Annotated in this window: 25 protein-coding genes; 12 read left to right on the top strand and 13 right to left on the bottom strand. The window is 71.1% G+C overall.

Annotation, left to right across the window (positions count from 1 at the left end):
• Positions 1 to 13 precede the first annotated feature (13 nt).
• Together ACIBEJ_RS27415 and ACIBEJ_RS27410 are read left to right on the top strand one after the other, a co-directional pair.
• Positions 14 to 400 carry a VOC family protein gene (locus tag ACIBEJ_RS27415; RefSeq protein ID WP_397185686.1) on the top strand — a complete coding sequence of 129 codons (387 nt, stop codon included), beginning with the start codon at positions 14 to 16 and terminating at the stop codon, positions 398 to 400.
• Entirely contained in the window at positions 400 to 771 is a 372-nt protein-coding gene (locus tag ACIBEJ_RS27410; RefSeq protein ID WP_397185685.1) for a VOC family protein, read from the top strand. Before ACIBEJ_RS27415 ends, ACIBEJ_RS27410 begins: the two co-directional genes overlap by 1 nt.
• On the opposite strand, the gene ACIBEJ_RS27405 is transcribed toward ACIBEJ_RS27410, so the two are convergent.
• Both ACIBEJ_RS27405 and ACIBEJ_RS27400 read right to left on the bottom strand, forming a co-directional pair.
• Entirely contained in the window at positions 758 to 2,539 is a 1,782-nt protein-coding gene (locus ACIBEJ_RS27405) for a glycoside hydrolase family 36 protein (protein WP_397185684.1), read from the bottom strand. The two genes, ACIBEJ_RS27410 and ACIBEJ_RS27405, sit on opposite strands and share 14 nt — an antisense overlap.
• Entirely contained in the window at positions 2,540 to 3,724 is a 1,185-nt protein-coding gene (locus ACIBEJ_RS27400; RefSeq protein WP_397185683.1) for an ROK family protein, read from the bottom strand. It abuts the gene before it with no gap.
• 71 nt (positions 3,725 to 3,795) lie between these two features.
• Here ACIBEJ_RS27400 and ACIBEJ_RS27395 point away from each other — a divergent pair, with 71 nt between their 5' ends.
• Genes ACIBEJ_RS27395 through ACIBEJ_RS27385 form a run of 3 tightly spaced genes read left to right on the top strand, consistent with a single transcriptional unit; the run spans position 3,796 to position 8,194 of the window.
• Complete coding sequence (locus tag ACIBEJ_RS27395) at positions 3,796 to 5,841, top strand: alpha-galactosidase (RefSeq protein WP_397185682.1); 2,046 nt, start codon at positions 3,796 to 3,798, stop codon at positions 5,839 to 5,841.
• The gene (locus ACIBEJ_RS27390) at positions 5,838 to 7,070 is read left to right on the top strand and encodes a Gfo/Idh/MocA family protein (protein ID WP_397185681.1); all 1,233 of its coding nucleotides are present in this window, start codon (positions 5,838 to 5,840) and stop codon (positions 7,068 to 7,070) included. The genes ACIBEJ_RS27395 and ACIBEJ_RS27390 overlap by 4 nt, the downstream gene beginning before the upstream one ends.
• Before the next feature lie 5 nt (positions 7,071 to 7,075).
• Positions 7,076 to 8,194: an ROK family protein gene (locus tag ACIBEJ_RS27385; protein WP_397185680.1), complete on the top strand. Its 1,119-nt coding sequence runs from the start codon at positions 7,076 to 7,078 to the stop codon at positions 8,192 to 8,194.
• Here ACIBEJ_RS27385 and ACIBEJ_RS27380 read toward each other — a convergent pair.
• Positions 8,191 to 8,784, bottom strand: coding sequence for a TetR/AcrR family transcriptional regulator (locus ACIBEJ_RS27380; RefSeq protein ID WP_397185679.1), 594 nt, complete (start codon positions 8,782 to 8,784; stop codon positions 8,191 to 8,193). The two genes, ACIBEJ_RS27385 and ACIBEJ_RS27380, sit on opposite strands and share 4 nt — an antisense overlap.
• A 70-nt stretch (positions 8,785 to 8,854) precedes the next feature.
• On the opposite strand from ACIBEJ_RS27380, the gene ACIBEJ_RS27375 reads away from it, so the two are divergent.
• Together ACIBEJ_RS27375 and ACIBEJ_RS27370 are read left to right on the top strand one after the other, a co-directional pair.
• Entirely contained in the window at positions 8,855 to 10,039 is a 1,185-nt protein-coding gene (locus ACIBEJ_RS27375; protein ID WP_397185678.1) for a cytochrome P450, read from the top strand.
• Positions 10,040 to 10,049: 10 nt separating this feature from the next.
• A complete protein-coding gene (locus ACIBEJ_RS27370; RefSeq protein ID WP_397185677.1) occupies positions 10,050 to 10,238 on the top strand; it encodes a ferredoxin in 189 nt (62 codons plus the stop codon).
• Between the two features lie 7 nt (positions 10,239 to 10,245).
• Here the strand turns inward: ACIBEJ_RS27370 and ACIBEJ_RS27365 are convergent, their stop codons facing one another.
• Complete coding sequence (locus ACIBEJ_RS27365; protein WP_397185676.1) at positions 10,246 to 12,024, bottom strand: bifunctional metallophosphatase/5'-nucleotidase; 1,779 nt, start codon at positions 12,022 to 12,024, stop codon at positions 10,246 to 10,248.
• A 980-nt stretch (positions 12,025 to 13,004) separates the two neighbouring features.
• Here ACIBEJ_RS27365 and ACIBEJ_RS27360 point away from each other — a divergent pair.
• Both ACIBEJ_RS27360 and ACIBEJ_RS27355 read left to right on the top strand, forming a co-directional pair.
• A complete protein-coding gene (locus ACIBEJ_RS27360) occupies positions 13,005 to 13,451 on the top strand; it encodes an SAV_6107 family HEPN domain-containing protein (RefSeq protein WP_397185675.1) in 447 nt (148 codons plus the stop codon).
• Between the two features lie 627 nt (positions 13,452 to 14,078).
• Complete coding sequence (locus ACIBEJ_RS27355; protein WP_397185674.1) at positions 14,079 to 14,453, top strand: protein-tyrosine phosphatase family protein; 375 nt, start codon at positions 14,079 to 14,081, stop codon at positions 14,451 to 14,453.
• Between the two features lie 418 nt (positions 14,454 to 14,871).
• On the opposite strand, the gene ACIBEJ_RS27350 is transcribed toward ACIBEJ_RS27355, so the two are convergent.
• The 9 genes from ACIBEJ_RS27350 to ACIBEJ_RS27310 form a co-directional block, all read right to left on the bottom strand.
• Positions 14,872 to 15,366 carry a transcriptional regulator gene (locus ACIBEJ_RS27350; RefSeq protein ID WP_026214021.1) on the bottom strand — a complete coding sequence of 165 codons (495 nt, stop codon included), beginning with the start codon at positions 15,364 to 15,366 and terminating at the stop codon, positions 14,872 to 14,874.
• A 299-nt stretch (positions 15,367 to 15,665) separates the two neighbouring features.
• Positions 15,666 to 16,532, bottom strand: a complete 867-nt coding sequence (locus tag ACIBEJ_RS27345) for a universal stress protein (protein ID WP_397185673.1) — start codon at positions 16,530 to 16,532, stop codon at positions 15,666 to 15,668.
• The gene (locus ACIBEJ_RS27340; RefSeq protein WP_397185672.1) at positions 16,529 to 17,950 is read right to left on the bottom strand and encodes an amino acid permease; all 1,422 of its coding nucleotides are present in this window, start codon (positions 17,948 to 17,950) and stop codon (positions 16,529 to 16,531) included. The genes ACIBEJ_RS27345 and ACIBEJ_RS27340 overlap by 4 nt, the downstream gene beginning before the upstream one ends.
• A gap of 51 nt (positions 17,951 to 18,001) precedes the next feature.
• Positions 18,002 to 18,937, bottom strand: coding sequence for a carbamate kinase (arcC, locus tag ACIBEJ_RS27335; protein WP_397185671.1), 936 nt, complete (start codon positions 18,935 to 18,937; stop codon positions 18,002 to 18,004).
• A 5-nt stretch (positions 18,938 to 18,942) separates the two neighbouring features.
• Positions 18,943 to 19,947 (bottom strand): ornithine carbamoyltransferase, encoded by a 1,005-nt coding sequence (argF, locus tag ACIBEJ_RS27330; protein WP_397185670.1) that lies wholly within the window; start codon positions 19,945 to 19,947, stop codon positions 18,943 to 18,945.
• A gap of 24 nt (positions 19,948 to 19,971) precedes the next feature.
• Entirely contained in the window at positions 19,972 to 21,216 is a 1,245-nt protein-coding gene (locus ACIBEJ_RS27325) for an arginine deiminase (protein ID WP_397185669.1), read from the bottom strand.
• A 15-nt stretch (positions 21,217 to 21,231) separates the two neighbouring features.
• The gene (locus ACIBEJ_RS27320) at positions 21,232 to 22,629 is read right to left on the bottom strand and encodes an amino acid permease (protein WP_397185668.1); all 1,398 of its coding nucleotides are present in this window, start codon (positions 22,627 to 22,629) and stop codon (positions 21,232 to 21,234) included.
• Positions 22,630 to 22,739: 110 nt separating this feature from the next.
• On the bottom strand, positions 22,740 to 22,982 hold the full coding sequence (locus ACIBEJ_RS27315) for a DUF3040 domain-containing protein (RefSeq protein ID WP_397185667.1): 243 nt from the start codon (positions 22,980 to 22,982) through the stop codon (positions 22,740 to 22,742).
• Positions 22,983 to 23,048: 66 nt separating this feature from the next.
• Positions 23,049 to 23,954: a F0F1 ATP synthase subunit gamma gene (locus tag ACIBEJ_RS27310; protein ID WP_397185666.1), complete on the bottom strand. Its 906-nt coding sequence runs from the start codon at positions 23,952 to 23,954 to the stop codon at positions 23,049 to 23,051.
• Positions 23,955 to 24,103: 149 nt separating this feature from the next.
• Between ACIBEJ_RS27310 and pyrR the strand changes: the two genes are divergently transcribed.
• Genes pyrR through ACIBEJ_RS27295 form a run of 3 tightly spaced genes read left to right on the top strand, consistent with a single transcriptional unit; the run spans position 24,104 to position 26,837 of the window.
• On the top strand, positions 24,104 to 24,637 hold the full coding sequence (pyrR, locus tag ACIBEJ_RS27305) for a bifunctional pyr operon transcriptional regulator/uracil phosphoribosyltransferase PyrR (RefSeq protein ID WP_397185665.1): 534 nt from the start codon (positions 24,104 to 24,106) through the stop codon (positions 24,635 to 24,637).
• The gene (locus ACIBEJ_RS27300; RefSeq protein ID WP_379616470.1) at positions 24,634 to 25,551 is read left to right on the top strand and encodes an aspartate carbamoyltransferase catalytic subunit; all 918 of its coding nucleotides are present in this window, start codon (positions 24,634 to 24,636) and stop codon (positions 25,549 to 25,551) included. The genes pyrR and ACIBEJ_RS27300 overlap by 4 nt, the downstream gene beginning before the upstream one ends.
• A complete protein-coding gene (locus ACIBEJ_RS27295; RefSeq protein WP_397185664.1) occupies positions 25,548 to 26,837 on the top strand; it encodes a dihydroorotase in 1,290 nt (429 codons plus the stop codon). The genes ACIBEJ_RS27300 and ACIBEJ_RS27295 overlap by 4 nt, the downstream gene beginning before the upstream one ends.
• Positions 26,838 to 26,854 lie beyond the last annotated feature (17 nt).

Raw genomic sequence — 26,854 nt, 5'->3', positions numbered from 1 at the left:
CTCGGAGGAAGACATGAGCAGCCCCGCTCTTGACAGCATGTTGCTGGCCAGCACCGACCCGGCCCGGTTGAGCGAGTGGTACGAGGTGACGCTGCAGCCGGACGAGGCGTCCGACGCCGGCGACTATCGCTACCTGCGCTTCGGCACGTTCGGCGTGCTCTTCGACCGGCGCGAGGACATCGGCGCCAAGAACCAGGAACCCGGCAGGATGATCCTCAACTTCCAGGTGGGCGACGCCAGGGAGGTCGTCGCCCGCATGGACGGGCTCGGGGTGACCTGGCTGGCGCCGCTGGAGGAACGCGACGGCAGCCTGTTCGCCACCGCGATCGACCCCGACGGCAACTACGTCCAGGTCATCCAGCTCAGCCCGGAGCACCGCGCGGCCATGGAGGCGAAGTGATGTTCGGTCAGACCAAGGCGTTCAGCGGCTTCTCCGTCGACGACGTCCCCAAGGCGAAGGCGTTCTACGAGGGCGTCCTCGGCCTGCGGGTCTCGGAGGAGAACGGGATGCTCACCCTGCACGTCGCCGGCGATCGCGACATCCTCGTCTATCCCAAGGGCGAGGCCCACGAGCCGGCCGGCTACACGATCCTGAACTTCCCCGTCGACGACGTCGACAAGGCCGTCGAGCAGCTCACGGAGCGCGGCGTGGTGTTCGAGCGCTACCCGGGCTTCGAGCACGAGGCCAACGGCGTGATGCGGGCCGGCGGGCCGCCGATCGCGTGGTTCAAGGACCCGGCCGGCAACGTGCTGTCGGTCATCCAGATCTGACGAGCTCCAGCAGGCCGCCGGTGGGCACCGTGATCTGGTGCGTGCCGGCGGCCTCGAACGCGTGCGTGCTCCTGTCCACGATCTCGCCCCGGCAGTCGTGGACGGTGGCGCGGGCCGTACCGGCGAGGGCCGAGGTGAGCAGGACGGCGGTGCTGTCGTCGGCGTTGGCCAGCCACAGCGTGCCCGAGGAGGGCGCCTCGACCGGCACCGGCGCGTAGCGCGCGGCGATCACCACGCCGTCGCCCCGTGCGGTGACCAGCGGATAGTGCAGGTCTGGCCGTGACGGGCGCAGCTCGCCGCGCTGCAGCACCTCGGCGTGCTCCTTCGCGAACCCCAGCCAGAAGCGCAGCGCCGCGCTCTGCTCCGCGCTCTGCGCGGTCAGGTCCACGGAGATCTGCGGCACCGCGAACAGCACGTTGATGAGCTGCGCGGCGACGCGCTCGGCGCTCTCCGCCGGGTGCCACATCATCATGTCCGCGTGTACGGCCAGCGGCCCCGCGATCAGGCGCAGGTCGATCGTGCGCTGGCGGTTGTGCAGCGCGCTGAGCGGGCAGTCGGAGGCGCGCACCATCGAGGCGTGCCGCCACAACCCCGGGCTGATGTACGGCTGCCGCAGCTCGATCGGCGCGTCCGCGGGCAGGCGCGCGGCCAGCTCGTCCAGCAGGAGGCGCACGCCGTCGTTGACCGTCGCGCAGTCGGCCTCGGGGCCGGGCTCCGGCGGGTTCTCGACCGCGAACTGGTCGATGAAGTCGATCTTGAGCCCGTCCATGCCCCAGTCCTCGACGGCGCGGGCGAGGTTGCCGGTGAGCAGGTCGCGGATGTGCGGGTAGCGGGGGTCCACGACGACGGCGTTCATGTGGGGCTTGTAGGTGAGGCTGTAGTCCTGGACCCGGTCCCAGAGCGGGTTGTGGCGGCCGACGAACGGCAGGGCGTACCAGAGCAGGTAGGCGAGGCCGTGGGCGCGGACCTTGGCCACGTGTCCCGACATGTCGGGGAACGAGGCGGGGGAGGGGAGCCAGTCGCCCACGTAGCCGTAGCCGCGGCCCCGGTCGTCGCTGTGCCAGCCGTCGTCCACGATGATCGCCTCGCAGCCCAGGGCGGCGGCCGCGGCGGCCTGCCGTTCGACGCTCCCGGCGCTCACGTGCTGCTGCATGGCGTACCAGGTGGAGTAGGCCGGCATCCGGGCGGCGCGCGGCACCTCCCGCGCGGACTGCGCGGCCGACCACCAGGCGGCGACCCCGGCCAGCGCGTCGGCGAAGTGCCGGCCGCTCAGGTCGAGCCTCAGCACGAGGCCGGAGCCCGGGGCGGCCCGGTGCTCGGCCCAGAAGCCGAAGTCGCCCGTCTCCTCCACCACGCCGGTGCGGATCAGCACCGGCCGCACGACCTCGGCCACCGCGTACGTGCACAGCGACACGTCGCCCGCGCCGATCAGCGCGCCCACCGGCGCGCCCTTCTCCAGGGAGGTCTGGCGCGGGCGGCGCCAGAACGGCGGCAGGCCCCGGTGCTCGCCGCTGTCGGGCACCCAGAAGGCCGTCACGTCCACGCACGGCACCCGCCACGCCACCCGGACGGTCGCGGGCGCCGCGGGCGTCACCCGCACCTCGGCCACGCCGTCGCCGGTGTGCTCGACCTCCCAGGTGAGCTCCAGGGCCGCGCCGCTCACCGGCACCGCGCTCGCCTGGACCACCAGGCCGCCGATGCCGAGGGGGATCTCCACCACGCCGGAGGCCGCGGCGGTGTCGTGGGGCTGCCAGATGGTCGCGGTCACTCATCTCTCCTGGAGGGTGAAGAGGGTCTGGATGGCCACCGCGGCGGCGCCGCGGGCCCACTGCTCGAACGGCGAGGGCCGCAGGATCAGGCGGCAGTCGGCCGCCGCGCCGAACGCCTGCTGGGTGAAGGCCGCGCGGAGCTGGTCCTCGAACAGCTCGTAGGCGGCCAGCCCCGGCATGTCGCCGCTGACGATGATGCGCTCGGGGCCGATGAGGTTGGCCATGGCCGCCATCGCCCGCCCTATCGCCTCGCCCGCGCGGGCGAAGACCGCGACGGCCTCGGGAGCGCCCGAGCGCGCCGCGGCCATGGCGCCGTCGAGCGTCAGCGTGTCGTCGCCCAGCGCCGCGCGGACCGCCGCGACGACCGCCGGGGTGGCCGCGATGGCCTCCACGCAGCCGTGGCCGCCGCAGTGGCAGGGCGGGCTGTCGCCGCCGACCGGCACGTGGCCGATCTCGCCGGCCACCCCGCGCGCCCCCGCCACCAGGCGGTCGTCCACGACGACCGCGCAGCCGATGCCGAGCCCGACCGTCACCAGCGCGAACGACGAGGCGCCCACGCCCTCGCCGAACCAGTGCTCGGCCACGGTGAGCGCCTTGACGTCGTTCTCCACCGTGACGGTCAGGCCGGTCGCGCTCGCGGCCAGCTCGCCGAGCGGCACCTCGTGCCAGCGCAGGAAGGGGGAGTAACGCACCAGGCCGGTGCCCTTGTCGACGTCGCCGGAGATGGCCAGGCCCAGGGAGTGGCAGCGCTCGCGGTAGGCGGGGTCGCGGCCGAGCAGCTCGTCGGCCAGCGCCTTGAGCTCTGCCACCACGTGCTCGGGCCCGTGCGAGGTCAGCGGCCGGTGGGCCGTCTCGACGATCTGGGCCCGCAGATCGGTGACGACGCCGATGAGGTCGTCGTCGGTGATCTTGATCCCGACGAAGAACTCCCGTTGCGGGTGGATGGCCAGCGGGCTGGCCGGGCGCCCGGCGCCCGGCCCGGTGCGCTCGGTCGCCGCCATCTCAAGCAGGTATCCCGCGTCGATGAACGGCCTGGCCGCCTTGGTGACGGCGGCCGACGACAGGCCGGTGCGCCTGGCGATCTCCACGCGGGAGACCGGACCCTGCGTCAGGACCATGGTGAAAACGGTGGCGGAGGCGGGGCTCGTGATCGTGGCCGCCCGCCCGCGCGAGGGATCGAGCATGGCCGCATAGTAGCAGTAATTAACTTCGTCAAGAATTGAATTCGCCGCAGGCCGTGCCTAGGCTCCAGATCATGAGCCTCATCGCCTTCGACCCCTCGCGACGCCGCTGGTCACTCACCACTCCGCGGACCGGCTACGTCATCGGGCTCACCGACGACGACGTGCCGGCCTGCCTGCACTGGGGACCGAGGCTCACACCCGAGCAGGTGGCCGCGCTGCCCGGCGCCGCGCCGTTCATGGCCAGCAGCTTCGACGAGACCGGCGTGGCCGAGGAACTGCTCACCGAGGCCGGCGCCCGCTACGGCGCCGCCTCCCTGCAGATCCGCTTCCCCAACGGCGACACCGGCGTGGAGTGGGAGCACACCGGCCACGAGATCGAGGACGGCCACCTGACGATCCGGATGCGCGACCGCGCCCACCCGCTGGAGGTCGCGCTGCACTACCGCGTGCGCCCGGACAGCGACGTGGTCGAGCGCTGGACGGAGATCCGCTCGCAGGAGCCCGTCACGCTGCTGCGCTGCGACTCCGCCGCCTGGAACCTTCCCCCGCTGCCCGGCTACCGGCTCAGCCACGCCAGCGGCGGATGGGCCGCGGAGAACGCCGTGCGCCGCGTCGAACTGCCCGTCGGCGAGACCGTCCTGACCAGCCGGCGCGGCATCACCAGCCACCAGGCCAACCCCTGGGTCATGGTGGACGCGGGAGACGCCGGCGAGGAGCACGGCGAGGTCTGGAGCGCCGCCCTGGCCTGGAGCGGTAGCTGGCGGCTCACGCTCGGCCGCACCCCCTCCGGGCGCACCGGCTGGAGCGGCGGGTTCGGCCACGAGGGAGTCTCCTGGCAGGGCACCGAGTGGAGCACGCCGGTCTTCGCGGGGCTCTACAGCGCGGGCGGGTTCGGGGAGGCCAGCCGTACCTGGCACCGCCACGTCAACCAGCACGTACGGCCGGCCGCGGGCGAGCTGCGGCCCCTGCTCTACAACTCGTGGGAGGCCGTCGGCTTCCGGGTGGACGAGGACGGCCAGAAGCGCATGGCGGCGCTGGCCGCGCGGGCCGGGGCCGAGGTGTTCGTCATGGACGACGCCTGGTTCGGCGGGCGTACCAGCGACCGGGCGGGGCTCGGCGACTGGTGGCCCAACCCCGAGCGCTTCCCGCACGGGCTGACGCCGCTCATCGAGGAGGTCCACCGGCTCGGCATGAAGTTCGGGCTGTGGGTGGAGCCCGAGATGGTCAACCCCGACAGCGACCTCTACCGCGAGCACCCCGACTGGGTCGTGCACATGCCGGGACGGCCGCGTACCGAGCTGCGCCACCAGCTCCTGCTCGACTTCTCCAGGCCCGAGGTGGCCGACTGGGCGCACAAGTGGCTGCACCGGCTGGTCAGCGAGCACGCCATCGACTTCCTCAAGTGGGACTGCAACCGCACCTTCACCCAGGCCGGCCCCGGCGACTTGCTGGTCGGCCACGTGCGGGCCGTCTACTCCATCCTCGACCGGCTGCGCGCCGACCATCCGCACCTGCGCGTCGAGGCGTGCTCGGGCGGCGGCGGGCGTACCGACCTCGGCATGATGGCCCGCACCGACCAGGTCTGGACCTCCGACAACACCGACGCCGCCGACCGTCTGCCCATCCAGCACGGCTTCACCCAGATCTACCCCGCCGGCGCCATGGCCGCCTGGGTCACCGACAGCCCCAACCCCATCACCGGCCGGCGCGTCCCGCTCGCCTTCCGCTTCCACGTGGCCATGGCCGGCGTGCTCGGCCTCGGCGGCGACCTGCGGCACTGGAGCGAGGAGGAGCTCGCCGAGGCCGCCGAACTGATCGCCCTCTACAAGGACATCCGCCCCGTCGTCCAACAGGGCGAGCTGCGCCGGCTGCGCGAGGCCGTGCAGTACACGCTCGGCGAGCGCGTCGTGGTGCTCGCCTTCAGACGCCGCGGCGCGTACGGCGCGCCCGGCCTGCCCCTGCGCCTTTCCGGACTCGACCCCGACGCCCGCTACCGCGACGAGGACACCGGCGCCGTCCACCACGGCGTGCTGCTGACCTCCCGCGGCCTGCTGCCACCCTTCCCCGCCGAGGACTACGCCAGCGCCCTCGTCCGCCTGCGCAAGGAGCATCCTTGACCCGCCGCCACGCCATCGTCGGACTCGGCCACCGCGCCGGGATGTACGTCAACGCCCTGAGAGGTGACTGGAGCCACAGCGGGGACCTGGTCGCCTTCTGCGACACCAACGCCTCCCGCATGGCCTCCTACGGCGCCGACGTCCCCGCCTACCGGGACTTCGGCCAGATGCTCGACGAGGCCCGCCCCGACGTCGTCATCGTCACCAGCCCCGACCGCACCCACCACGTCTACACCGTCGCCGCCCTGGAGCGCGGCTGCGCCGTCATCGTCGAGAAGCCCCTGGCCACCACCGCCGAGGGCTGCCAGGCCATCGCCAAGGCCGCGGGCGAGGTGACGATCACCTTCAACTACCGCTACTCGCCGCGCAACTCCGAGGTCAAGCGCCTGGTCGCCGAGGGCGCCATCGGCGAGGTCACCTCCGTGCACTTCGAATGGCTGCTCGACACCATGCACGGCGCCGACTACTTCCGCCGCTGGCACCGCGACAAGGCCAACTCCGGCGGCCTGCTCGTGCACAAGTCCGGCCACCACTTCGACCTGGTCAACTGGTGGCTGGCCGCCGCCCCGCAGACCGTCTACGCCCAGGGCGACCTGCGCTTCTACGGTCCCGCCAACGCCCCGGGCCCGCGCCCGGCCCGCAGCAGGGACTCCGGCCTCGTCGGCGCCGACCGCTACTCCATCGACCTCGCCGCCGACCCGCGCCTCGAACGCCTCTACCTCCAGGCCGAGCACGAGGACGGCTACCACCGCGACCAGGACGTCTTCGCCCCCGGCGTCACCATCGAGGACAACATGGCGGTGCTGGTCCGCTACGACTCCCGAGCCCTGCTCACCTACTCCCTGCACGCGCACGCGCCCTGGGAGGGCTACCGGGTCGCGCTCAACGGCACCCTCGGCCGGATCGAGCTCGACGTGGTCGAGCGCGAGTGGGCCGACCCCGACTCCGCCGCCCGCCTCGGCAAGGGCGCCAGGCGGCTCACCGAGGGCCGCGTGCGCGGCGAGCGCCTCGTGCTGCAGCGCCACTGGGAGCCCGCCCAGGAGATCGAGATCCCGACCGGCTCCGGCGGGCACGGCGGCGGCGACCGGCTCCTGCTCGACGACCTGTTCGGCACGCCGCCGCCCGACCCGCTGGGCCGCCGCGCCGGCTACGCCGACGGCATCCGCGCCGCCGGGATCGGCATCGCGGCCAACACGTCCATCGAGACGGGCCTGCCGGTGCGGGTCTGAGTCGCATGGACCGCGTCACGCGGACGCCCGCGGCCACCGCCGTCTTCGCCACCGTGCTCACCCGGGGGCCGATCTCCAGGACCGAGGTGTCCCGGGTGACGGGGCTGTCGACGGCGGCCGTCACCAAAGTGGTCAGGCCCATCCTGGCCGCCGGATACCTGGACGAACTGCCCGTGGGGCGGGCCTCGGCCGGGTCGGGGCGGCCGGCGGCGCCGCTGGCCGTACGGGCCGATCGGGAGTTCTTCGCCGGGGTGTGGCTGCGGGCGGGGGAGCTGGTCGTGGTGCTGGCCGACCTGCTGGCCGGGGTGCGGGCCGCGCACCGCGTCCCCCTGCCGGGGCCGGACGTCGCCACCGTGGTCGGCGCGCTCGCGCGGGCCGTCGCCGTCGTCGGCCTGCCGGGCGCCCCGGTGCGGCGGGTCGGGGTGGCGGTGCCGGGGGAGGTGGACCGGGTCTCGGGGACGGTGCGGCGCGGGCCGTACCCGGGCTGGCACGACGTGCCGCTCGCGGCCCTCGTGCGCGAGGCGACCGGCCTGCCCGCCACCGTCGAGAACGACGTCAGGGCGCTGACCGTCGCCGAGCAGTGGTTCGGGCAGGGCGCGGGGACCCGCTCGTTCGCGCTGGTGACGGTGGGCGAGAGCGTCGGCTGCGGGCTCGTCGTCAACGGCGCGCTGGTCGAGGGAGGGTACGGCGTGGCCGGCGAGATCGGCCACGTCCCCGTCGACGACGCCGGCCCGCGCTGCCACTGCGGCGGCCGGGGCTGCGTCGAGGCGATCGCCGCCGAGCCCGCGGTCGTGGCCCGGGTGCCCGCCGCGACCGGCCTGCCCGGCGTGGTGGCGCTGGCGCGGGCGGGCGACCCGGTGGCGCTGGAGTCGTTCGCCGCCGCGGGACGGGCGGTGGGCCGGGGGATCGCGGCCCTGGTCAACATGTTCGGGCCGGAGAAGGTCGTGGTCACCGGCGACAGCGTGGCCCTGCTGGAGAAGGACCTGCGCGCCGCCTACGCGCCGCAGGCGTTCGGGGCGGCGGGCGGCTGCCCGCTGATCGTCGAGCCGCTGCCGCCGGAGTCGTGGGCGCGGGCCGCCGCGGCCGTCACCATCATGGCCCTCATCGGCCTGGGCCCCGGCTAGGCCAGCTTGGTGATCGTCCGGGTGGCCGCGGTGCGGGCGGCCGCCCAGAGCTCCTCCAGCGAGTCGCCCCGGTCCATGGCCGCCATGACGGCGAGCTTGGTCGCCCCCACCAGGGCGCCGATCAGGGCCGCCGCCTCGACGAGGTCGAGCTCGTCCTCGAAGCTCTCGTGCAGCGCCTTGGCCAGCCGCAACTGGCTGTCGAAGAGCAACCGCAGCCCCTTGGCCTGCAGCGCGGGCACGGTCATGACCAGGCGGGCGCGCTCCGGGCTCAGGCCGATCGCCAGGCCGTCCTCGGCCACCCAGCCGAGGCTGGCCTGGCTCACCCGCAGCAGGAGGTCGCCGGCGGACTCGCCGGGCCGGCGCTCCCCGATCATGTCGACGACGGCGTCCATCCGCCATCCGCCGTCGTGGAAGATCACGTCTTCCTTGCTGCCGAAGTAGCTGAAGAACGTGCGCGTCGAGACGTCGGCCGCCGCGGCGATCTCCGCCAGCGTGGTCTCCTCGTAGCCCTTCTCCGCGAAGAGCCGGAGGGCCGCCTCGATCAGCGCCTGCTTGGTGCGGATCTTCTTGCGCTCGCGTAGCCCCGTCATGGCGAAACCCTACACTGATTTATGATTTGCATCCATTGAAAAATTGCACTCATTGCGGTTTTCTGGAGGCATGACAACCTTTCCCATGCGGCGGCAGCGGCCGCTCGACCCGCCCGACGAGTTCGGCGTCCTGCGTGAGCAGGGGTCCCTGCACCGCATGACCTACCCCGACGGCCACGAGGGCTGGCTCGTCACCTCGCACGCCGTGGCCCGCGCCATCCTGGCCGACAACCGCTTCAGCAACCGGACCGAGCTGCAGCACCAGGCCATCCCCGCGCGGGCGAAGACCGTGGAGCGGGTCAAGGAGCGGATGCCGGACAGCGGCCCGCAGCCTGGGATGTTCCTGCGGATGGACGCGCCCGAGCACACGCGCTTCCGCAAGCTCCTGACCGGCCAGTTCACGGTCCGGCGGATGAAGGCGCTGGAGCCGCGCATCGCCGAGATCACCGAGGGGCGGCTCGACGCCATGACCCCGCCGGCCGACCTGGTCAGTGAGTTCGCGCTGCCGATCCCCTCGCTGGTCATCTGTGAGCTGCTCGGCGTGCCGTACGAGGACAGGGAGACCTTCCAGCGCAACTCGGCCACGCTGCTCGCGCTCGACCTCGACCCCGACGTGCTGATCGCCTCCTACCAGGAGCTGGCCGCATACCTCTACCGGCTCATCGCGAGCAAGCGCGCCCGGCCCGACGGGGCGCTGCTCAGCGGGCTGCTCGACGACCTCGGGGACGACGAACTGCTCGGCGTGGCCTTCCTGCTGCTCATCGCCGGCCACGAGACCACCGCGAACATGCTCGGCCTCGGCGCCTTCGCCCTGCTCACCAACCCCGACCAGCTCGCGATCATGCGCGACGACCCCTCGGCCGTGGACAACGGGGTCGAGGAACTGCTCCGCCACCTGTCGATCATCCACGCGGGACCGATCAGGGCGGCGCTGGAGGACGTCGAGATCGACGGCCGCCTGATTAAGGCGGGGGAGTCGGTCACGATCTCGATCCCCGCCGCCAACCGAGACCCCGGGCACTTCCCCTCGCCCGACCGGCTCGACCTCACCCGCTCCACCACCGGTCACCTGACCTTCGGGCACGGCATCCACCAGTGCCTCGGCCAGCAACTGGCCAGGATCGAGATGCGCATCGCCCTGCCCGCGCTGCTGCGGCGCTTCCCCGGGCTACGGCTGGCGTGCGCGCCCGCCGAGGTGCCCATGCGCTCGGACATGGCCATCTACGGTGTGCACCGCCTCCCCGTGACCTGGTAGAGAGGTAGGCATGGAGATCAAAGCAGACACGGACGTCTGCATCGGAGCTGGAATGTGCGCGCTGACCGCGCCCGAGGTGTTCGACCAGAGCGAGGAGGAGGGCACCGTGGTGGTGCTCGTCTCACCCGTTCCAGAAGGCCAGGAGGCCGCTGTACGGCGGGCCGTCCAGCAGTGCCCCTCGGGCGCGATCAGCGTCTGAGCGCGGCTCAGGACGCGGCGGTCACGGCGACGGCGCGGTCCAGGGCGGGCGGGGAGACGGGGCCCTTCGCCAGGTAGGCGCGGAAGGCCTCGTAGTCCCGGCTGCCGCGGACCGCGCCGGTGTATCCGGCGAAGGCGCTGTAGCCGTCGGCGCCGATCAGCGTGTAGGCCAGGGCGGCCAGCCGGTAGGTGCGGGCGGTGTCGAGCGGCTTGCCGTCGATGAGCACGCTGGTGACCCGCTCGCCGACCGGCTTGCTCACGTCATACGAGAAGCGGACATTTCCCGAAACGGCCAGCGGGGCGAACCGGACCGTCCCGTCCGCCTGCGTCTGCCACTGCTGCTCCAGCGCCTGGTCGATCTGGCTGCCCTTGACGGTCGCGGTGACCACCGGGTTGGCGTAGCCCCAAGTGTTCCACGCCTCGCCGAACAGCACCTTGCCGTCGCCGTCGGCCGGGTCGGCGCCCTTGGCGAAGCGCAGGTCGCCGCGGAGCGAGTTCGAACCCTTCACCGGCGCCACCGCCACCATGGCCAGGTCGGCGTCGGCGCTGTCGGCGCGCTCGGCGTCGGCGATCACGTTGCCGAGCGTGCTCTCGCCGTCGGCGTCGCGGGTCCTGGTCAGGTCGCCGGTGATCGTGCCGACCTGGCGCGCGGACTGGCGCTTCTCGGTGGCCACCCAGTGGTCGACCAGCTCGACCATGTCGCGGTCGGGGGTGACGTCCCTGGTGACCGGGTGGTTCGTGGAGACCGTGGCCGAGCGGACCACGTCGCGGGTGCGGCGGTCGATCTTCAGGTTGATCTCGTTGATCAGCTTGCCGTGGAAGGCGGCCTCGACGACCGGGCGCGGGTTGCCCTCGGGGTCGGGGATCGAGCAGTTGAACGGCGCGTGCCAGTGGCCTGTCACGATCGCGTCGATCTCGGCCGAGGCCTGGCGGGCGAAGTCGATGACCGGGCCGGTCGGGTTGGCGTTGCACCGGTCGTAGACGTCGCCTGCCGTACCGCCCTCGTGGACGTTGGCGACGATCGCCTCGACGCCGCGGCGCTTGAGCTCGGCCACGTACTTGTCGGCCGTCTCCACCAGCGGCAGGTTGTCCAGCGACGGCTGGAACGACGTCGAGCCCTCCACCGTCGTCGTGGTCGTCAGGTTGATGAACCCGACCGGGACGCCCTGGAAGTACTTGATCACATACGGCTTGAGCACCGGCCGCGTGCTGCCCTTGCGCGTCACGTTGGCCGCGGAGAAGTCGAAGCGCGCGCCACGGAAGCGGCGGCCGTCGGAGTCGGTGAAGCAGCTGTCCAGGCCACGGGTGCCGAAGCACTGGCCGCGGCCCATGTGGTCGCGCAGGAACTCCAGCGAGATGTCCAGCTCGTGGTTGCCCACGGCGGAGAAGTCCACGTCGATCTTGTTGAGGAACTCGATCGTCGGCTCGTCTGCCAGCCTCGCCACCTCCGGCGGCCAGCCGCTGAAGCTGTCGCCCGTGGTGAAGGTGACGGTGTTGCGCCTGCCCTGGCGCAGGTTCTTCAGATGCGTCGCGATGTACGGCGCGCCGCCCACCACGATGCTGTTGCCCTGGGCGTCCTTGATGGTGCCGTTGCCGGCGTCGGTGTGGGGGCGGATGTAGCCGTGGAAGTCCGTCAGGGACAGCAACTGCACATCGATGGACCGGCTGTGGGCCGACTCCGCGGGGGCCTGGGGCGGCTCGGCGGCGCGGGTGTCGGCGAGGGCTTGGGTCCCGCCGAGGACGGCGATGGCGGCGGCCATGACCACGCCTCTGAGGGGGAATCGCACGCAATGCTCCTATTGTCGGTAATTGCGAGCCAGATCCTCCGTGCCTTACCCCTACTTTGGGTAAAGCACCCCCAAACCCCCGGCAAACGATCACCAACGCTTCCCCACCCACCCCTCCTCACTTCACCCCGCCTCCACCCCATGCCAGCGCCGTTCCGCCCGCTCACCCCGCGCCCCCGCCTCCGCCTCTCTCCTCGCGCCCTGGCCCCCGCGCCCCGTGCTGCGCCCTCGTCTCGCGTCCCCGTCCCCGACCTGCCCCACCCCGGCCTGCCCCTCGCCCGTGCCCCACCCCGGCCCCGCCCGCCCTTTCTCGCCCCGCCCCGCCTCCGTCCATGTCTGCGCCGTTCCGTGTGCCCGGCCCCGCGCCGCCCTCGCGCTTCCCGCCTCGCGTCCCCGGCTTGCCCTCTGCCTCCTCGCCCCTACGCTTTGCCCGCCTCCTCCGTGCTCTGCCTCTAGCCCTGCGCCTTCGGCCTGGCTGCCCCTCTCCGCGTCCCACCGCCTGCGCTCTGGCCTTGGCGTGCGCTCCCGCCGTACCGCCCTCCGGGGTCTGGCTGCGTCGCTCCATCGCCGTGTGTTGGCCCGTGTCCTGTCTCTGTATCCAGGCGGTTTGGTGTGTCCCATACCGGGCCCGGGTTGGCCGGGGGAGGGTGGGGCCGGTGATCGAACCCGTGTTCGCAGAATCGGTTGACATCCAGAGTGATCGAAATTATGTTCGATCCTGGACGTGAGGCTCGCGGCTCGCGTCTGCAGGTCCTGGTCGCGGGCGTACCGCCTCCCCCATGGCGGGGTCCGCGATCAGGGTCCACGGGCGAAGGGCGTGTCCTCGTCGTCGGCGGAGACGAGTGGGCGCGTCCCGGCCGGACGGGGTGAGGGGAAGCTCCTCGTCCGGCCGCCCGGCGGAAATGTCGGTGGGCTCTGAGATTGTTAGCACCACCGGTGGAAACGCCGGCAGCCCCCATAACCCGAAGGAGGCGCGCAAGATGTCCCGACGGCAGACAGACAACACCGGCCCCCGGCTGTCGCCCGCGGTGCGGGCACACCTGGCGGATGCACGTGCCTGCCTGGCCGAGGCGATGACGGCCCGCACCCCGGCGACCCGATATGTGGCGGCCCACTTGGCGGCGCTGAGAGCGTCCGCCGCGATCCTGGCCGCCCACCCCAGGCCGACGGAGGGCCGCAGACGCCGCCTGCGCAGCGCCTGGGAGCTCCTGCCCGAAGCCGAACCCGACCTCGCCCCGTGGGCCGCCTACTTCGCGCAGAGCGCCGCCAAGCGCGCCGCTGCCGAGGCCGGCGTGGTCCGCGGCATCACCGCCGCCGACGCCGACGAACTCCTGGCCGAGTCCGAAACCTTCGTCACCACCGCCGAGACCCTCCTGGGCGTCCCCGCCCAGCCCCAGCTCCCCATAGACATCCCCCTCGCCGGCTAGCACGAGCGCCACACGGCATGGCCTTCCCCCATGCAAGCTCCCGCCACCGGCGAGGGGGCTCCCACCCCACCCACCCCCCGGCACCACCCACCCCGCTCCACCCACCCGCTCCTGCCACCACCCACCCCGCTCCCGCCAGCGGCGAGGGGGCTTCCACCCCGCCTACCGGTACCACCACCGGCTCCGCCCACCCACACCCTGGCGCCATCCCGCTCCGCCTCGGGGTGTCCTAGGCCGCCAAGCATCGCCCGGCACACTCCGCCTCGGGTCCCGATCCGCCGAGCGTGCCCCGCCCCGCTTTCCTTCCGCCCCGGCCCAGGCGCGGCCTCGGGGTTCCTGGCCGCCAAGCATCGCCCACACACGGCCTCGGAGATCCGCGTAGCTTCGTGTGCCGCTCAACCGCACTGCGGGTGGTTGTGGTTTCGCTATGGGCCGAGTCGGGCTGGTGTGGGTGTCCTTTGCCTGGTCCGGGTGGGTGGGGGTGGCGGTGGGCAGGGTGGTTCCGGTGGCTGGGGCAGGTTCTGGTCGGTTGGGCGGGGCTATGGTCGCCGGATGGACGATCGACTTACTGGCGCGATCCAGTTGCCGGACGGTGGCTGGGTGCGTGGGCGAGGGTTGCGTAAGCCCGTGCCTGAGGGGCCCAAGCCCGGCTACGGCCTGTACCTCGGCACCGCCAAGCTGCGGCGCGCGCACGAACACGCCTGGCCGCACGACTGGATCGACTGGCCGGACTTCCTGTTGCCACGTGACACGCCCGAGGCGGTCCGCCTGATTCGGGGGCTGCACGAGCGGCTCCTGGCGGGCGAGCGGGCCGAGGTCGCGTGTGGGGGCGGGGTGGGGCGTACCGGGACGGTGCTGTCGTGTCTCGTCGTGCTGTCCGGGCTCGCGCCCGGCGACGCCATCGCCTGGACGCGCGCCCATCACCACCCGCGCGCCGTCGAAACCCCCTGGCAGCGTCGGTGGGTCTCTCGGTTTCTCTCCGTTACGGCAGAGCCGGCCTGACGCCACCCGCCGCCGTGCGCGGGCGCCGATCGTGGGGGTCGCTTCTCACGCCGGACGTGGTTCCCGCCGCCACGGCCCCGGTTGCCCGGCCAAGCGGCAAAAGCCACCCGGTGGCCTAGAACAGCCCCTAACTCGCGCGCTCAGGACAGCAGGCGGCCACGCGTCCCACCGACTCAGCCAGAAGCGGAGATCAAAGGCCGTCTGCCTCAGCCAGGTGTGATGGTTGACGGCCGTCTGCCTCAACCCAGGGCGGTGGCCGTCTGCCTCAGCCCGGTGTGTGCTCGGGTGCCCCGTGTGCCCCTGAGGGGCGTCCTCTGGGCACTGAGCCACCCCACGGTACGGATGCACCCCAATCACCCGTAAGCATGCGAAGGGCGCGCCCGGAAGCATCCAGGCGCGCCCCTTCACCAACCACGGATCAGAACGACTCGACCGCCCGCCGGGCCTCGGCGTCGAGTACGCCCCAGCTGATCAGTTCCTCGGTCAGCTCACTCGGCGACTTGTCATAGATCACGGCAAGGGAGCGCAGGTCCTCCTGCCGGATCGAGAGCACCTTGCCGTTGTAGTCACCGCGCTGCGACTGGATCGTCGCCGCATACCGGGCGAGTGCCCCGGCCTTCTCCTTCGGCAGCGTGGCCAGGCGCTCGAGGTCGATCACAAGCTTGGGTGTGGGCCCGAGCGGGCTGGGGGCGGCGCCGCCCGGCAGCAGCTCGGACACCGGCACCCCGTAGAAGTCGGCAAGCTCGGCAAGCTTCTGCACCGTGACGGCCCGGTCGCCCCGCTCGTAGGAGCCCACGACCACGGCTTTCCAGCGTCCGCGCGACTTCTCCTCGACTCCGTGCAGGGACAGCCCCTGCTGGGTGCGGATCGCGCGGAGTCGTGCACCCAGCGACTTTGCGTACTCAGACGGCATCGTGTGGCCCCCCGGCTCGTGTTATGTACTGCTCTCAGTAGATTGTGCGCCTTTGCGGCGATTGCCAGGGTCACCGGGGGGTGTGGTGCCGAGCTCGGCACCATCGGTAGCCATGGCCCCGGGTTTACCCCGGAACGCCGCGCAGAGTGGTTACGCACAGTGACGGTAAAGGGGGTTAAGCCGAAGGTCAAGCTGATTGGAAAAAAGATGCCGAATCCGGTCCGGCATGGATCGCCTCAAACGCCCCTCTTGTCCCGTTGATAACAGTACTTCGTCATAGTTTGACGAGGGATATCCAGCTATGGCTCTCGAGTCAGGATCATCACCGGGCACGTGGCGGCCTTGACGATTTTGATCGAGGTGTCGCCCAGAAACACCCGGCGCAGCGGGCCGGAACTACTGGACGCGCAGATGATCAGTTCGCCGGGCAGCCAGGTGGTCTCGCCCAGGGCGTGGGCCACGGTCCTGCCCTCCAGGATCTCCACGTCCACCTGGAGTTTGCGGCGCTGCCCGCGCGCGGCCGCCTTCAGGTCCGCCGCCGCCTGCTCGCGCAGCCGCTCGGCCATCTCCTGCTCGATCTTCGCCTTCCTGCCGCTGCTGACGACGAGCGTGACCAGCCGCAGCGGCACGTCGAGGCTCACCGCCGCGCGCGCCGCCTCGGAGACCGCGTGGTCGCAGCCGGGGCCGCGCCGGTAGGCGACCGTGAGGCGCTCGAACTCGGGCGGCGGCTCCTCCGACCAGCCCTTCGGCGCCAGCATCACCGGGACTGACGAGGAGTGCAGGAGCTGGTCGGCGGTGCTGCCGAGCGAGATGCGGCCCTTGCCGCCCGAGGGCGCCGAGCCGATCACGACCACGTCCGCCTCGCGCTTGCGCGCCAGGTCCACCAGCCCGCGGCCGCTGCCCCTGTTGGTGTGGACGACGTAGTCCGCCTCGTCCCCGGCCAGCTCGCGGGCCTGGTCCAGCGTCGCGTTCGCCTGCTCGCGCAGGTAGGCGCGCCAGGCGCTCTCGTCGGCTTTGGCCGGTCCCGGCGTGTTCCAGACGGGCGGCTGCACGGTCGCGACCGTCAGCTTCGCCCGCGCCTGCCGGGCCAGCAGTACGGCCAGCGCCAGCCCATCCAGCCCGCGAGGCTCGGCGATGAACCCGGTCAGCACGTTCTCGATCTTCATCGGGGCACCTCCGTGCGGAGCCTGGAGTGGCGGTAGCCGTACAGGAAATAGCAGAGGAGGCCGACGGCCATCCACAGTGCGAACGCCAGCCACGTGACGCCCTGAAGGCCCGCCATCACGAGCACGCACATGATCACGCCGAGGATCGGCGTGATCGGGAACAGCGGCGTCTTGAAGTTGCGCGGCAGGTCGGGCCGGGTACGGCGGAGCACGATCACACCCACGTTGACGATCGCGAAGGCGAACAGGGTGCCGATGCTGGTGGCCTCGGCGAGCTGTCCGAGCGGGATGAGCCCGGCCAGGACGCTGATGAACAGCGTCACGATCAGCGTGTTGGCCACCGGCACCTGGCGGCGCGGGTTGACCTTCTGGAAGATCTTCGGGATCAGCCCGTCGCGCGACATGGCGAACAGGATGCGAGTCTGGCCGTACATGACGGTGAGGACGACGCTGGCGATGGCGATGACCGCGCCGAAGGAGACGATCAGTCCCGGCCAGGTGGCGCCGGTGGCCATGTCGACGATGACGGCGAGGCTGGCCTCGGTGGTCTCGGGGTCGAAGTCGGTCCAGGGCATGGCGCCGATGGCGGCGACCGCGACCAGCACGTAGATCGTCGTCACGATCACCAGCGACAGGATGATCGCCAGGGGCAGGTCGCGTTTGGGGTTCTTGGCCTCCTCACCCGCGGTGGAGGCGGCGTCGAAGCCGATGTAGGAGAAGAAGACCTGCGAGGCGGCGGCGGTGATGCCGAGGGCGCCGAGCGGCGCGAACGGGGTGAAGTTCTTCGACTGGAAGGCGGTGAACGCCACGATGCAGAAGAAGGCCAGCACCGCGACCTTGATGAGCACGAACACCACGTTGGCGGTGGCCGACTCGGAGGAGCCGCCGAGCAGCAGCCACATGGCCAGCAGCACGATGAGGATGGCGGTGAGGTTGATCACGCCGCCCTTGTCGCCGGGGGAGTGGGTGATGGCGGCGGGAAGCTGCCAGCCGAACAGGCCCTGCAGGAACGTGTTGAGGTACTCGCCCCAGCCGACGGCCACGGCCGCGACCGACACGGCGTACTCCAGCATGAGGCACCAGCCGCACACCCAGGCCACGATCTCGCCGAGCGTGGCGTAGGCGTAGGAATAGGACGAGCCGGACACCGGGATGGTCCCGGCCAGCTCGGCGTAGCTCAGCGCGGAGAACAGGGCCGTGACGGCGGCCAGCACGAACGCCAGCACCACCGCCGGGCCCGCCTTCGGCACGGCCTGGCCGAGGATGACGAAGATGCCGGTGCCGAGCGTGGCGCCGACGCTGAACAGGGTCAGCTGCCACAGGCCCATGGTGCGGCGCAGTTCGCCGCCCTCGCCCTGCCCCGCCTCCGAGACGATCTCGTCGGTCGGCTTGATGCGGAACAACTGTCGCAGTGCCACCGCCACCTCCACGGTGATGGGACGCCCCCGGCGGAGCGCCCCGCGTACGGACTAGAGCGTGCTGGTCAGCGGCCAGGTGGCGCTCGGCGTGACGATCGTGCCCGCCTTGCCGGCGAGGATCTCGACGGCCTGGTCGAGCTTGCCGATGGCGGCCATGTCACCCGTGGTCTCCACGAACCTGCACACCGCTTCCACCTTCGGCCCCATCGAGCCGGCCGGGAAGTCGATGGAGCGCAGTTCGTACGGGGTGGTGTGGCCGATCTCGCTCTGCCGCGGCGTGCCGAAGTCCTTCATGACCCGCGGCACGTCGGTGAGGATCAGGAACGCGTCGCAGTCCAGCGCCTCGGCCAGCATCGAGGCGGTGAGGTCCTTGTCGATGACGGCCTCGACCCCGGACAGCCGTCCTTGGGCGTCGCGCACGACCGGGATGCCGCCGCCGCCCGCGCAGACCACCACGACGCCGTCGCGTACGGCCTTGCGGATCAGCCGGGTCTCCACCACGCGCTGCGGCGCGGGAGAGGGCACCACGCGGCGCCAGTACTGGCCGTCCTGCCGGACCACCCAGCCGTTCTCCTTGGCCAGCTTCTCGGCTTCGGCCTGCTCGTAGACCGGGCCGACGAACTTGGTCGGGTTCTCGAAGGCCGGGTCGACCGCCGAGACGAGCGTCTGGGTGACCAGCGCCATGACCTGGCGGCCGGGCAGGGCGTTCTGCAGGGCCTGCAGCATCCAGTAGCCGATCATGCCCTGGGTCTCGGCGCCGAGCGTGTCGAAGGGGTAGGCCCTGGTCAGGTTGGTGTCGGCGGCGCTCTCCAGCGCCAGCATCCCGACCTGGGGGCCGTTCCCGTGGGTGATGATCAGCTCGTGCTCGGCGGCCAGCCTCGCGAGCGTCTTGACCGCGATGTGGACGTTGGCGATCTGGGTCTCGGCGTCGGGCCGGTCCCCGCGCTCCAGCAGCGCGTTGCCCCCGAGGGCGACGATGACGCGCACCGCGCTCAGTCCCCGAGGGTGGCCACGAGAATGGCCTTGATCGTGTGCAGGCGGTTCTCGGCCTGGTCGAAGACGATCGAGCGCGGCGACTCGAAGACGCTCTCGGTCACCTCCAGCGCGTCCAGGCCGGTCTTCTCGTAGATGTCCTCGCCGACCTTCGTCTCCCGGTTGTGGAAGGCCGGCAGGCAGTGCATGAACTTCACCTTGGGGTTGCCGGTGGCCTTCACCACCTTGTCGTTGATCTGGTACGGCTTGAGCAGCTTGATCCGCTCGTCCCAGACCTCCTTGGGCTCGCCCATCGACACCCACACGTCGGTGTAGAGGTAGTCGACGCCCTTGACGCCCTTGGCCACGTCGTCGGTGACGGTGATCGTGGCCCCGGTCTGCTTGGCGACGTCCTTGGCCGGCTTGACGACCATCTTGGCGTCGGGCTGCAGGGACTTGGGGGCGACCAGGCGTACGTCCATGCCGAACATCGCGCCGGTGACCAGCAGCGAGTGGCCCATGTTGTTGCGGGCGTCGCCGAGGTAGGCGAAGGAGACGTCGTGCAGCGGCTTGTCGCTGTGCTCCTGCATGGTGAGCATGTCGGCGAGCATCTGCGTGGGGTGCCACTCGTCGGTGAGACCGTTCCAGACCGGTACGCCCGAGTACTGGGCGAGCTCCTCCACGTTGGCCTGGGCGCTGCCCCGGTACTCGATGCCGTCGAACATTCGGCCGAGCACCCGGGCGGTGTCCTTGACCGACTCCTTGTGTCCCATCTGCGAGCCCGACGGGTCCAGGTAGGTCACGTGCGCGCCCTGGTCGTGGGCGGCCACCTCGAACGCGCACCGCGTGCGGGTCGAGGTCTTCTCGAAGATCAGGGCGATGTTCTTGCCCTTGAGCCGCTGCTGTTCGACGCCGGCGTACTTGGCCGCCTTCAGGTCGGCCGACAGGCGCAGCAGGAAGCCGAACTCCTCTGGCGTGAAGTCCAGTTCCTTGAGAAAGCTGCGCCCGCGCAGGTTGAAAGCCATGAAGTCCCCCGAAAGCCAGAGATGTCAGATGCCGTCGCGTTCGAGCGGGCAGCTCATGCAGCGCGGCCCGCCGCGTCCCCTGCCCAGCTCGCTGCCCCTGATGGTGATCACTTCGATGCCCTCCGAGCGGAGGAAGTTGTTCGTGGTGGTGTTGCGCTCGTAGGCCACGACCACGCCGGGCTCGACGGCCAGCACGTTGCAGCCGTCGTCCCACTGCTCCCGCTCGGCGGCGTAGACGTCCTGGTGCGCGGTCAGGACCTTGATGTCGTCCAGGTCCAGGGCGCGGGCGATCGCCTTGTGCATGTCCTCGGGGCGGTGGTCGGTGACCTTGAGCTCCTTCTCGTTGTCGCCGGGCTCGATCGTGTAGGAGGGCAGCATGCCGAGGCCGGCGTACTTGGTGAACACGCCCACGTCCACGTTGGTCATCACGGTGTCGAGGTGCATGAAGGCGCGGGCCTTCGGCATGTTGAGCGCCACGATCTTCTTGGCGGCGTTGTGCTTGAAGAGGTTGCGCGCGAGCATCTCCACCGCCTGCGGCTGGGTGCGCTCGCTCATGCCGATGAGTACGGCCCCGCGCCCGATGACCAGCACGTCACCGCCCTCCATCGTGGCCGGCGCGACGGCGGTGCCGGGCATCCACACGTTGAAGCCGCCCGCCTCGGGACGGCGGAACCCGGCGGCGAAGACCGGGTGGTAGCGGTAGACCGCCTCCAGGTTGATCGTCTCGGCCTGGCGGGCCTTCTTCTTCATGGCGTTGATGGCGACGCCGTTGTAGATCCAGCAGGAGGTGTCGCGGGTGAACAGGTGGTTGGGCAGCGGCGGCAGGACGAAGTCGGACTCGTCCAGCACGTGGTAGGCGACGCTCTTGGGATCGACCCCGCGCTCCATCAGCTCGCCCTTGGTGATGCCGCCGGTCAGGAACTGCTGGAGCTCGGCCGAGGGCATGGCGTCCAGGACGTTGCGCACGGCGTCCACGGCCAGCGGGCCGATCCAGCGCTCGTCGACCACGTGCTCCAGCACGTGCTTGCGCGCCTCGGGGATGTCGAGGGTCTCGCGCAGGAGGTCGGCCAGCATGTAGACGGTGATGCCGCGGTCGCGCAGGACCTGCTGCCACTCCTCGTGCTCCTCCAGCGCCCGCTGCACCCACAGGACGTCGTCGAAGAGGAACTCGTCCTTGTTGGTGGGCGTGAGGCGCTTCAGGGCCAGCTCGGGCTTGTGCAGCATCACCTGGTGGAGCCTGCCCACCTCGGAATCGACGTGAAAGGTCATTTCTTCTCTATCCCCTCAGGAAACGCGGGCGTCACGCGGGCCGTACTCGCCCCTCTTGGACTTGACCCAGATGTAGACGGGAACGCCCACCAGGAGCATGAGCGTCCCGCCGAGGACCGCCTCCGCGCCGGAGCCGAAGGCCATCCAGAACGCGAACAACAGCGCGACCACCGCGATGACCATGTCCCTGGCCAGGCGGCGCTTGTCGACCAGGCGGCCTCCGGTGGCCAGCCAGAAGATCTGGGCGGCGGCGGAGAAGAAGTACGGGATGACCGTGGTGAAGGAGGCCAGCAGCACGATGGTGTTGAAGGCGTTCTCCGAGGCGTAGCCGACCAGCAGCATCGCCGAGGTCAGGATGGTTCCCACGAGGATGCCGGCGGCGGGCACGCCCCGGCGCGAGACCCTGCCGAAGACCGGCGGGAACATGCCGTCCTTGGCCGCGGCCAGCGGCATCTCGGCCACGAGCATGGTCCAGCCGTTCAGGGCGCCGATGCCGGAGATGATCGCGCAGGCGGCCATGAGGATGCCGCCCGCCGAGCCGCCGAACATGTTGTTGAGCGCGTCGGCGAAGGGCGCGGTGGAGTTGACCAGGCGCTCGTGCGGGACGGTGCCCATGACGGCGACGGTGCTGAGGATGTAGAGCACCGCGCAGGCGAGCACGCCGATGACGCTGGCCCTGCCGATGTTGCGCTCGGGGTTCCTGATCTTCTCCGCGGCGATGGACACGCTCTCGACGCCGGAGTAGATGAACAGGGCGACCGCGCCCGCCATCGAGATGGCGCCGACCCAGTTGCCGTCGGTGGCGTTGAAGGCGCCGAAGTTGGCGCCCTGGATGAAGAACAGCCCCACGATGCCGACGAACAGCAGCGGGGCGAACTTCAGCACCGCGGTGACGAGCTGGAAGGCGGCCATGTTCCTGGCGCCCATGAGGTTGACCACCGCCGGGATCCAGAGGCCGACCAGGCCGATGACGATGGCGGCCGGCACGCTGTTCCAGTTGAGGCCGAAGACCTGCTGGGCGAAGTACTGGACGTAGCCGACCCAGGCCACGGCGATCGCGGCGTTGCCGATCCACGCCGTCAGCCAGAACGACCAGGCGTTCCAGAAGCCGGCGAACTCGCCGAAGGCGCTGCGCGCGTAGGCGTACGGGCCGCCGCCCGCGGGGATGCGCTCGCCGAGCTTGCCGAAGACCACGGCCATGGCGATCGCGCCGATCGTGACCACGACCATGGCGATGAGGCTGACGGTGCCGAAGGCGGCCAGGGAGGCCGGCAGCAGGAAGATCCCGGTGCCGACGACGTTGCCGATGATGAGCGCGATGGCCGAGCCGAGCCCGAGCCCGCCGGAGGCGGGCGTCGTCTCGGTGGGCGTCGCGGTCGTGACACCGCCCTCAGGCGGTCGTGGTTCCCCCATGCGGTGCCCCCGTGCACGTCATTCCCCCGGAAAGCCGCAGGCGGAGACGCGTGCGGCTCACGGTGACGTGCCCGGCTCTCAGCGGGCTGACACGGGGCCTTGTCCGGAAATTACCTGATCACGGCATGCGGCAGATCGGACGGTGAACCGCTGAGCAGCAGCACGACCGCGAACACCGCGAGGCAGACCGCGATCAGCGCCACCGGCCAGGCGTCCCAGGCGCGCGGGATGCGCTCGGCGGTCACGACGCCGTCGCCGTGCTCGGAAAGGTCCTTGACCAGCGCCGGGTCCTCCGCCGCGAGCCGGCGGGCGATCGCGTCCAGGACCGTTTGCTCGCGCGCGGACAGCGCCATGAAGAACCTCCCCCAAAGTGACTTGAAGGAGGTTTTATAACGCTTTATCCGGTTTTGCCAAATCCGTCACCCGTGCTTGAGGGCCTCCGCGCCGCCCACGATCTCGGTGATCTCCGTCGTGATCTCGGCCTGCCGCGCCTCGTTGGCCTCGCGCGTGAGCTTCTCCACCAGCTCCTGCGCGTTCTCCGTCGCCGCCATCATCGCGGTACGGCGGGCCGCGTGCTCGGCCGCCGCCGACGACAGCAGCATGTACCAGATCCGCGAGCGCACGTACTTCTGCAGCATCTCGTCCAGCACCGCCTCGGGCGAGGGATCGAACTCGTACGGCGCCCGCGGCAGCCCCGAACCCTGCCCCTGCTCGCCCTCGACCTCCTCCACCTGCAGCGGCAGGATCCTGATGACCCGCGGCGTCTGCGTCAGCATGGAGACGAACTCCGTGTAGACCACGTGCACCTCGCCCACGCCGCCCTCCCGGGTCGGCTGGTCGAACGCCGAGATGAGCGTCTTGCCGATCTCGGCGGCGGTGCCGTAGTCGGGCTGCCCGCTCATCCCCGACCAGTGCCCGGCCATCCGCCGGTCCCGGAAGCGGAACCACTCCACGCCCTTCCTGCCGACCACGTAGTAGCACGGCTCCTTGCCCTGCTCCTCAAGCCTCGCGTGCAGGGCCTGGCCGTTCTTGATGACGTTGTGGTTGTAGCCCCCGGCGAACCCGCGGTCGCTGGTCAGCGCCAGCACCGCGACCCGCGAGGTGTCCGGCCGCTCGTTGAGCAGCGCGTGGTTCATCCGCATGTGGTGGCTGACGAGCGCGGAGACCGCCGCGGAGATCTCTCGCGCGTACGGCTGCGCCGCCTCGGCCCGGTCGCGCGCCTTGCCGACCCGCGACGAGGCGATCAGCTCCTGGGCACGTGTGATCTTCGCGGTCGACTTCACGGACTTGATCCGCTGCCTGATCTGGCGTAGCTGAGCACCCAATGTGACCCCCCGATTACATGTTGTGCCCGATCAGGCTAGCGCGCCGTGGGGGTGCCGCATCGTGGCTGGTGGCGCCTGGTACTGTGTGTCCCGACCGACACCCTTTTAAGACCCGTCCCGTGAGGCGGGAAAGGTGGTGATGATTCCCCATGTCCGATTCCAGGGCCGTTCTCGAAGGCCCGGACATCCACCGGGCGCTGACCCGGATCGCGCACGAGATCCTCGAGCGCACCAAGGGCGCCGACGGCGTCGTCCTCCTCGGCATCCCGACCCGCGGGGCCACTCTGGCCCGCCGGCTCGGTGACCGGATCGAGCAGTTCGAAGGCGTGAAGATCCCCGTCGGCTCGATCGACATCACGATGTACCGCGACGACCTGCGGCTCAAGCCCGCCCGGCCGCTCGGCCACACCGAGCTGCCGCCCGACGGCATCGACGGCAGGACCGTGGTGCTCGTCGACGACGTGCTCTACTCCGGCCGCACGGTGCGCGCCGCCCTCGACGCGCTCAACGACCTGGGCCGCCCGACGGCCGTGCAGCTCGCCACGCTGGTCGACAGGGGCCACCGCGAGCTGCCCATCCGGGCCGACTACGTCGGCAAGAACCTGCCCACCGCCAAGAGCGAGAAGGTCAAGGTCTTCCTGGAGGAAATCGACGGGCGCGACGCCGTGGAGCTGATCAAGTGAACAAGCATCTCATTTCCGCCGCGGACCTCTCCAAGGACGACGCGCTGCTCATCCTCGACACCGCCGAGGAGCTGGCGGCGGTCTCGGAACGGTCCATCAAGAAGCTGCCGACGCTGCGCGGCCGTACGGTGGTCAACCTGTTCTTCGAGGACTCCACCCGCACCCGCATCAGCTTCGAGGCCGCGGCCAAGCGGCTGTCGGCCGACGTCATCAACTTCTCCGCCAAGGGCTCCAGCGTCTCCAAGGGCGAGTCGCTCAAGGACACCGCGCTGACCCTGGAGGCGATGGGCGCCGACGCGGTCGTCATCCGCCACGGCGCCTCCGGCGCGCCGCACCGCCTGGCCAACTGGGTGCGCGGCAGCGTCGTCAACGCCGGCGACGGCACCCACGAGCACCCCACGCAGGCCCTGCTCGACGCCTTCTCCATGCGCCGCCGCCTCGGCTCGCTGGAAGGCCGCAAGATCACCATCGTCGGCGACGTGCTGCACTCGCGCGTGGCCCGCTCGAACGTGCTGCTGCTGGCCACGCTCGGCGCCGACGTGACGCTGGTGGCGCCGCCCACGCTGCTGCCGGTCTCGGTCGGCACCTGGCCGTGCGAGGTCTCCTACGACCTCGACGCCGTGCTGCCCAAGTCGGACGTGGTCATGATGCTGCGCGTGCAGAAGGAGCGCATGAACGCCGCATACTTCCCCAGCGAGCGCGAGTACTCCAGGCGCTACGGCCTGGACCGCGACCGCTTCGCCAAGATGCCCGACGACGCCATCGTGATGCACCCGGGCCCGATGAACAGGGGCATGGAGATCGCCGCCGACGTGGCCGACTCCCCGCGCTCGACCATCGTCGAGCAGGTCGCCAACGGCGTGACCACCCGCATGGCCGTCCTGTACCTGCTCCTCGGGGGAGAGTCCGCATGATCATCCGCAATGTCCGCATCCTCGGCGGGGAGCCCGTCGACCTGCGCGTCTCCGGCGGGACCATCACCGAGATCGGCGCGGACCTCCAGGGCGCCGAGGAGATCGTGGACGGCCGCGGCGCCATCGCGCTGCCCGGCCTGGTCGACCTCCACACCCACCTGCGCGAGCCCGGCCGCGAGGACGCCGAGACCGTCCTGACCGGCACCCAGTCGGCCGCCCGCGGCGGCTACACCGCCGTGCACGCCATGGCCAACACCTCGCCGGTCGCCGACACCGCCGGCGTCGTCGAGCAGGTCTACCGGCTCGGCCAGGAGGGCGGCTACTGCGACGTGCAGCCCGTCGGCGCCGTCACCGTCGGCCTGGAGGGCAGGCAGCTCGCCGAGCTCGGCGCCATGGCCGACTCCGCCGCCCGCGTGCGCGTCTTCTCCGACGACGGCCACTGCGTGGACGACGCGGTGCTCATGCGCAGGGCGCTGGAGTACGTCAAGGCGTTCGACGGCGTCGTCGCCCAGCACGCCCAGGAGCCCCGCCTGACCGGCGGCGCCCAGATGAACGAAGGCGTGGTCTCCGGCCGCCTCGGCCTGGCCGGCTGGCCCGCCGTGGCCGAGGAGGCGATCATCGCCCGCGACTGCCTGCTGGCCGCGCACGTCGGCTCCCGCCTGCACATCTGCCACGTCTCCACCGCCGGCTCCGTCGAGATCCTGCGCTGGGCCAAGTCCAAGGGCTGGAACGTCACCGCCGAGGTCACCCCGCACCACCTGCTGCTGACCGACGAACTGGTCGAGGACTCGCCCAACGGCTCCTACAACCCGATCTACAAGGTCAACCCGCCGCTGCGCACCCGCGCCGACGTCGAGGCGCTGCGCGCGGCCCTGGCCGACGGCACCATCGACGTCGTGGCCACCGACCACGCGCCGCACCCGGTCGAGGACAAGGAGACCGAGTGGGCGGCGGCGGCCATGGGCATGGTCGGCCTGGAGACCGCGCTGAGCGTGGTCCAGGAGGCCATGGTCGACACCGGCCTGCTGGACTGGGCGGGCGTGGCCGAGCGCATGTCGCTGAAGCCCGCCGAGATCGGCCGCCTGGCCGGTCACGGCAACCCGATCGAGGCCGGCGCCCCGGCCAACATCACCCTCTACGACCCGGACGCGCGTACCGAGGTCGACCCGCGCGCCTTCGCCTCCAAGAGCCGCAACACCCCGTATGAAGGGATGACGCTCCCAGGCCGGATCGTCGCCACCTTCCTCCGCGGGAAGCCCACCGTCCTTGAAGGGAAGTTGGTTTGACACAGGTGGAAAACCGC

The sequence above is a fragment of the Nonomuraea sp. NPDC050790 genome (genome assembly GCF_044456745.1).
In the GTDB taxonomy this organism is placed as follows: Bacteria; Actinomycetota; Actinomycetes; order Streptosporangiales; family Streptosporangiaceae; genus Nonomuraea.
This window is presented reverse-complemented; position numbering and strand designations above follow the sequence as displayed.

What these genes read in the sequence shown, in the direction of transcription:
- ACIBEJ_RS27325 (WP_397185669.1), bottom strand. Translation starts at nt 21,216, where the DNA reads ATGACCTTTCACGTCGATTCCGAGGTGGGCAGGCTCCACCAGGTGATG.
- ACIBEJ_RS27315 (WP_397185667.1), bottom strand. Translation starts at nt 22,982, where the DNA reads ATGGCGCTGTCCGCGCGCGAGCAAACGGTCCTGGACGCGATCGCCCGC.
- ACIBEJ_RS27400 (WP_397185683.1), bottom strand. Translation starts at nt 3,724, where the DNA reads ATGCTCGATCCCTCGCGCGGGCGGGCGGCCACGATCACGAGCCCCGCC.
- ACIBEJ_RS27415 (WP_397185686.1), top strand. Translation starts at nt 14, where the DNA reads ATGAGCAGCCCCGCTCTTGACAGCATGTTGCTGGCCAGCACCGACCCG.
- ACIBEJ_RS27375 (WP_397185678.1), top strand. Translation starts at nt 8,855, where the DNA reads ATGACAACCTTTCCCATGCGGCGGCAGCGGCCGCTCGACCCGCCCGAC.
- argF (WP_397185670.1), bottom strand. Translation starts at nt 19,947, where the DNA reads ATGGCTTTCAACCTGCGCGGGCGCAGCTTTCTCAAGGAACTGGACTTC.
- ACIBEJ_RS27345 (WP_397185673.1), bottom strand. Translation starts at nt 16,532, where the DNA reads ATGAAGATCGAGAACGTGCTGACCGGGTTCATCGCCGAGCCTCGCGGG.
- ACIBEJ_RS27385 (WP_397185680.1), top strand. Translation starts at nt 7,076, where the DNA reads ATGGACCGCGTCACGCGGACGCCCGCGGCCACCGCCGTCTTCGCCACC.
- ACIBEJ_RS27380 (WP_397185679.1), bottom strand. Translation starts at nt 8,784, where the DNA reads ATGACGGGGCTACGCGAGCGCAAGAAGATCCGCACCAAGCAGGCGCTG.
- ACIBEJ_RS27295 (WP_397185664.1), top strand. Translation starts at nt 25,548, where the DNA reads ATGATCATCCGCAATGTCCGCATCCTCGGCGGGGAGCCCGTCGACCTG.
- ACIBEJ_RS27320 (WP_397185668.1), bottom strand. Translation starts at nt 22,629, where the DNA reads ATGGGGGAACCACGACCGCCTGAGGGCGGTGTCACGACCGCGACGCCC.
- ACIBEJ_RS27410 (WP_397185685.1), top strand. Translation starts at nt 400, where the DNA reads ATGTTCGGTCAGACCAAGGCGTTCAGCGGCTTCTCCGTCGACGACGTC.
- ACIBEJ_RS27350 (WP_026214021.1), bottom strand. Translation starts at nt 15,366, where the DNA reads ATGCCGTCTGAGTACGCAAAGTCGCTGGGTGCACGACTCCGCGCGATC.
- ACIBEJ_RS27360 (WP_397185675.1), top strand. Translation starts at nt 13,005, where the DNA reads ATGTCCCGACGGCAGACAGACAACACCGGCCCCCGGCTGTCGCCCGCG.
- pyrR (WP_397185665.1), top strand. Translation starts at nt 24,104, where the DNA reads ATGTCCGATTCCAGGGCCGTTCTCGAAGGCCCGGACATCCACCGGGCG.
- ACIBEJ_RS27395 (WP_397185682.1), top strand. Translation starts at nt 3,796, where the DNA reads ATGAGCCTCATCGCCTTCGACCCCTCGCGACGCCGCTGGTCACTCACC.
- ACIBEJ_RS27370 (WP_397185677.1), top strand. Translation starts at nt 10,050, where the DNA reads ATGGAGATCAAAGCAGACACGGACGTCTGCATCGGAGCTGGAATGTGC.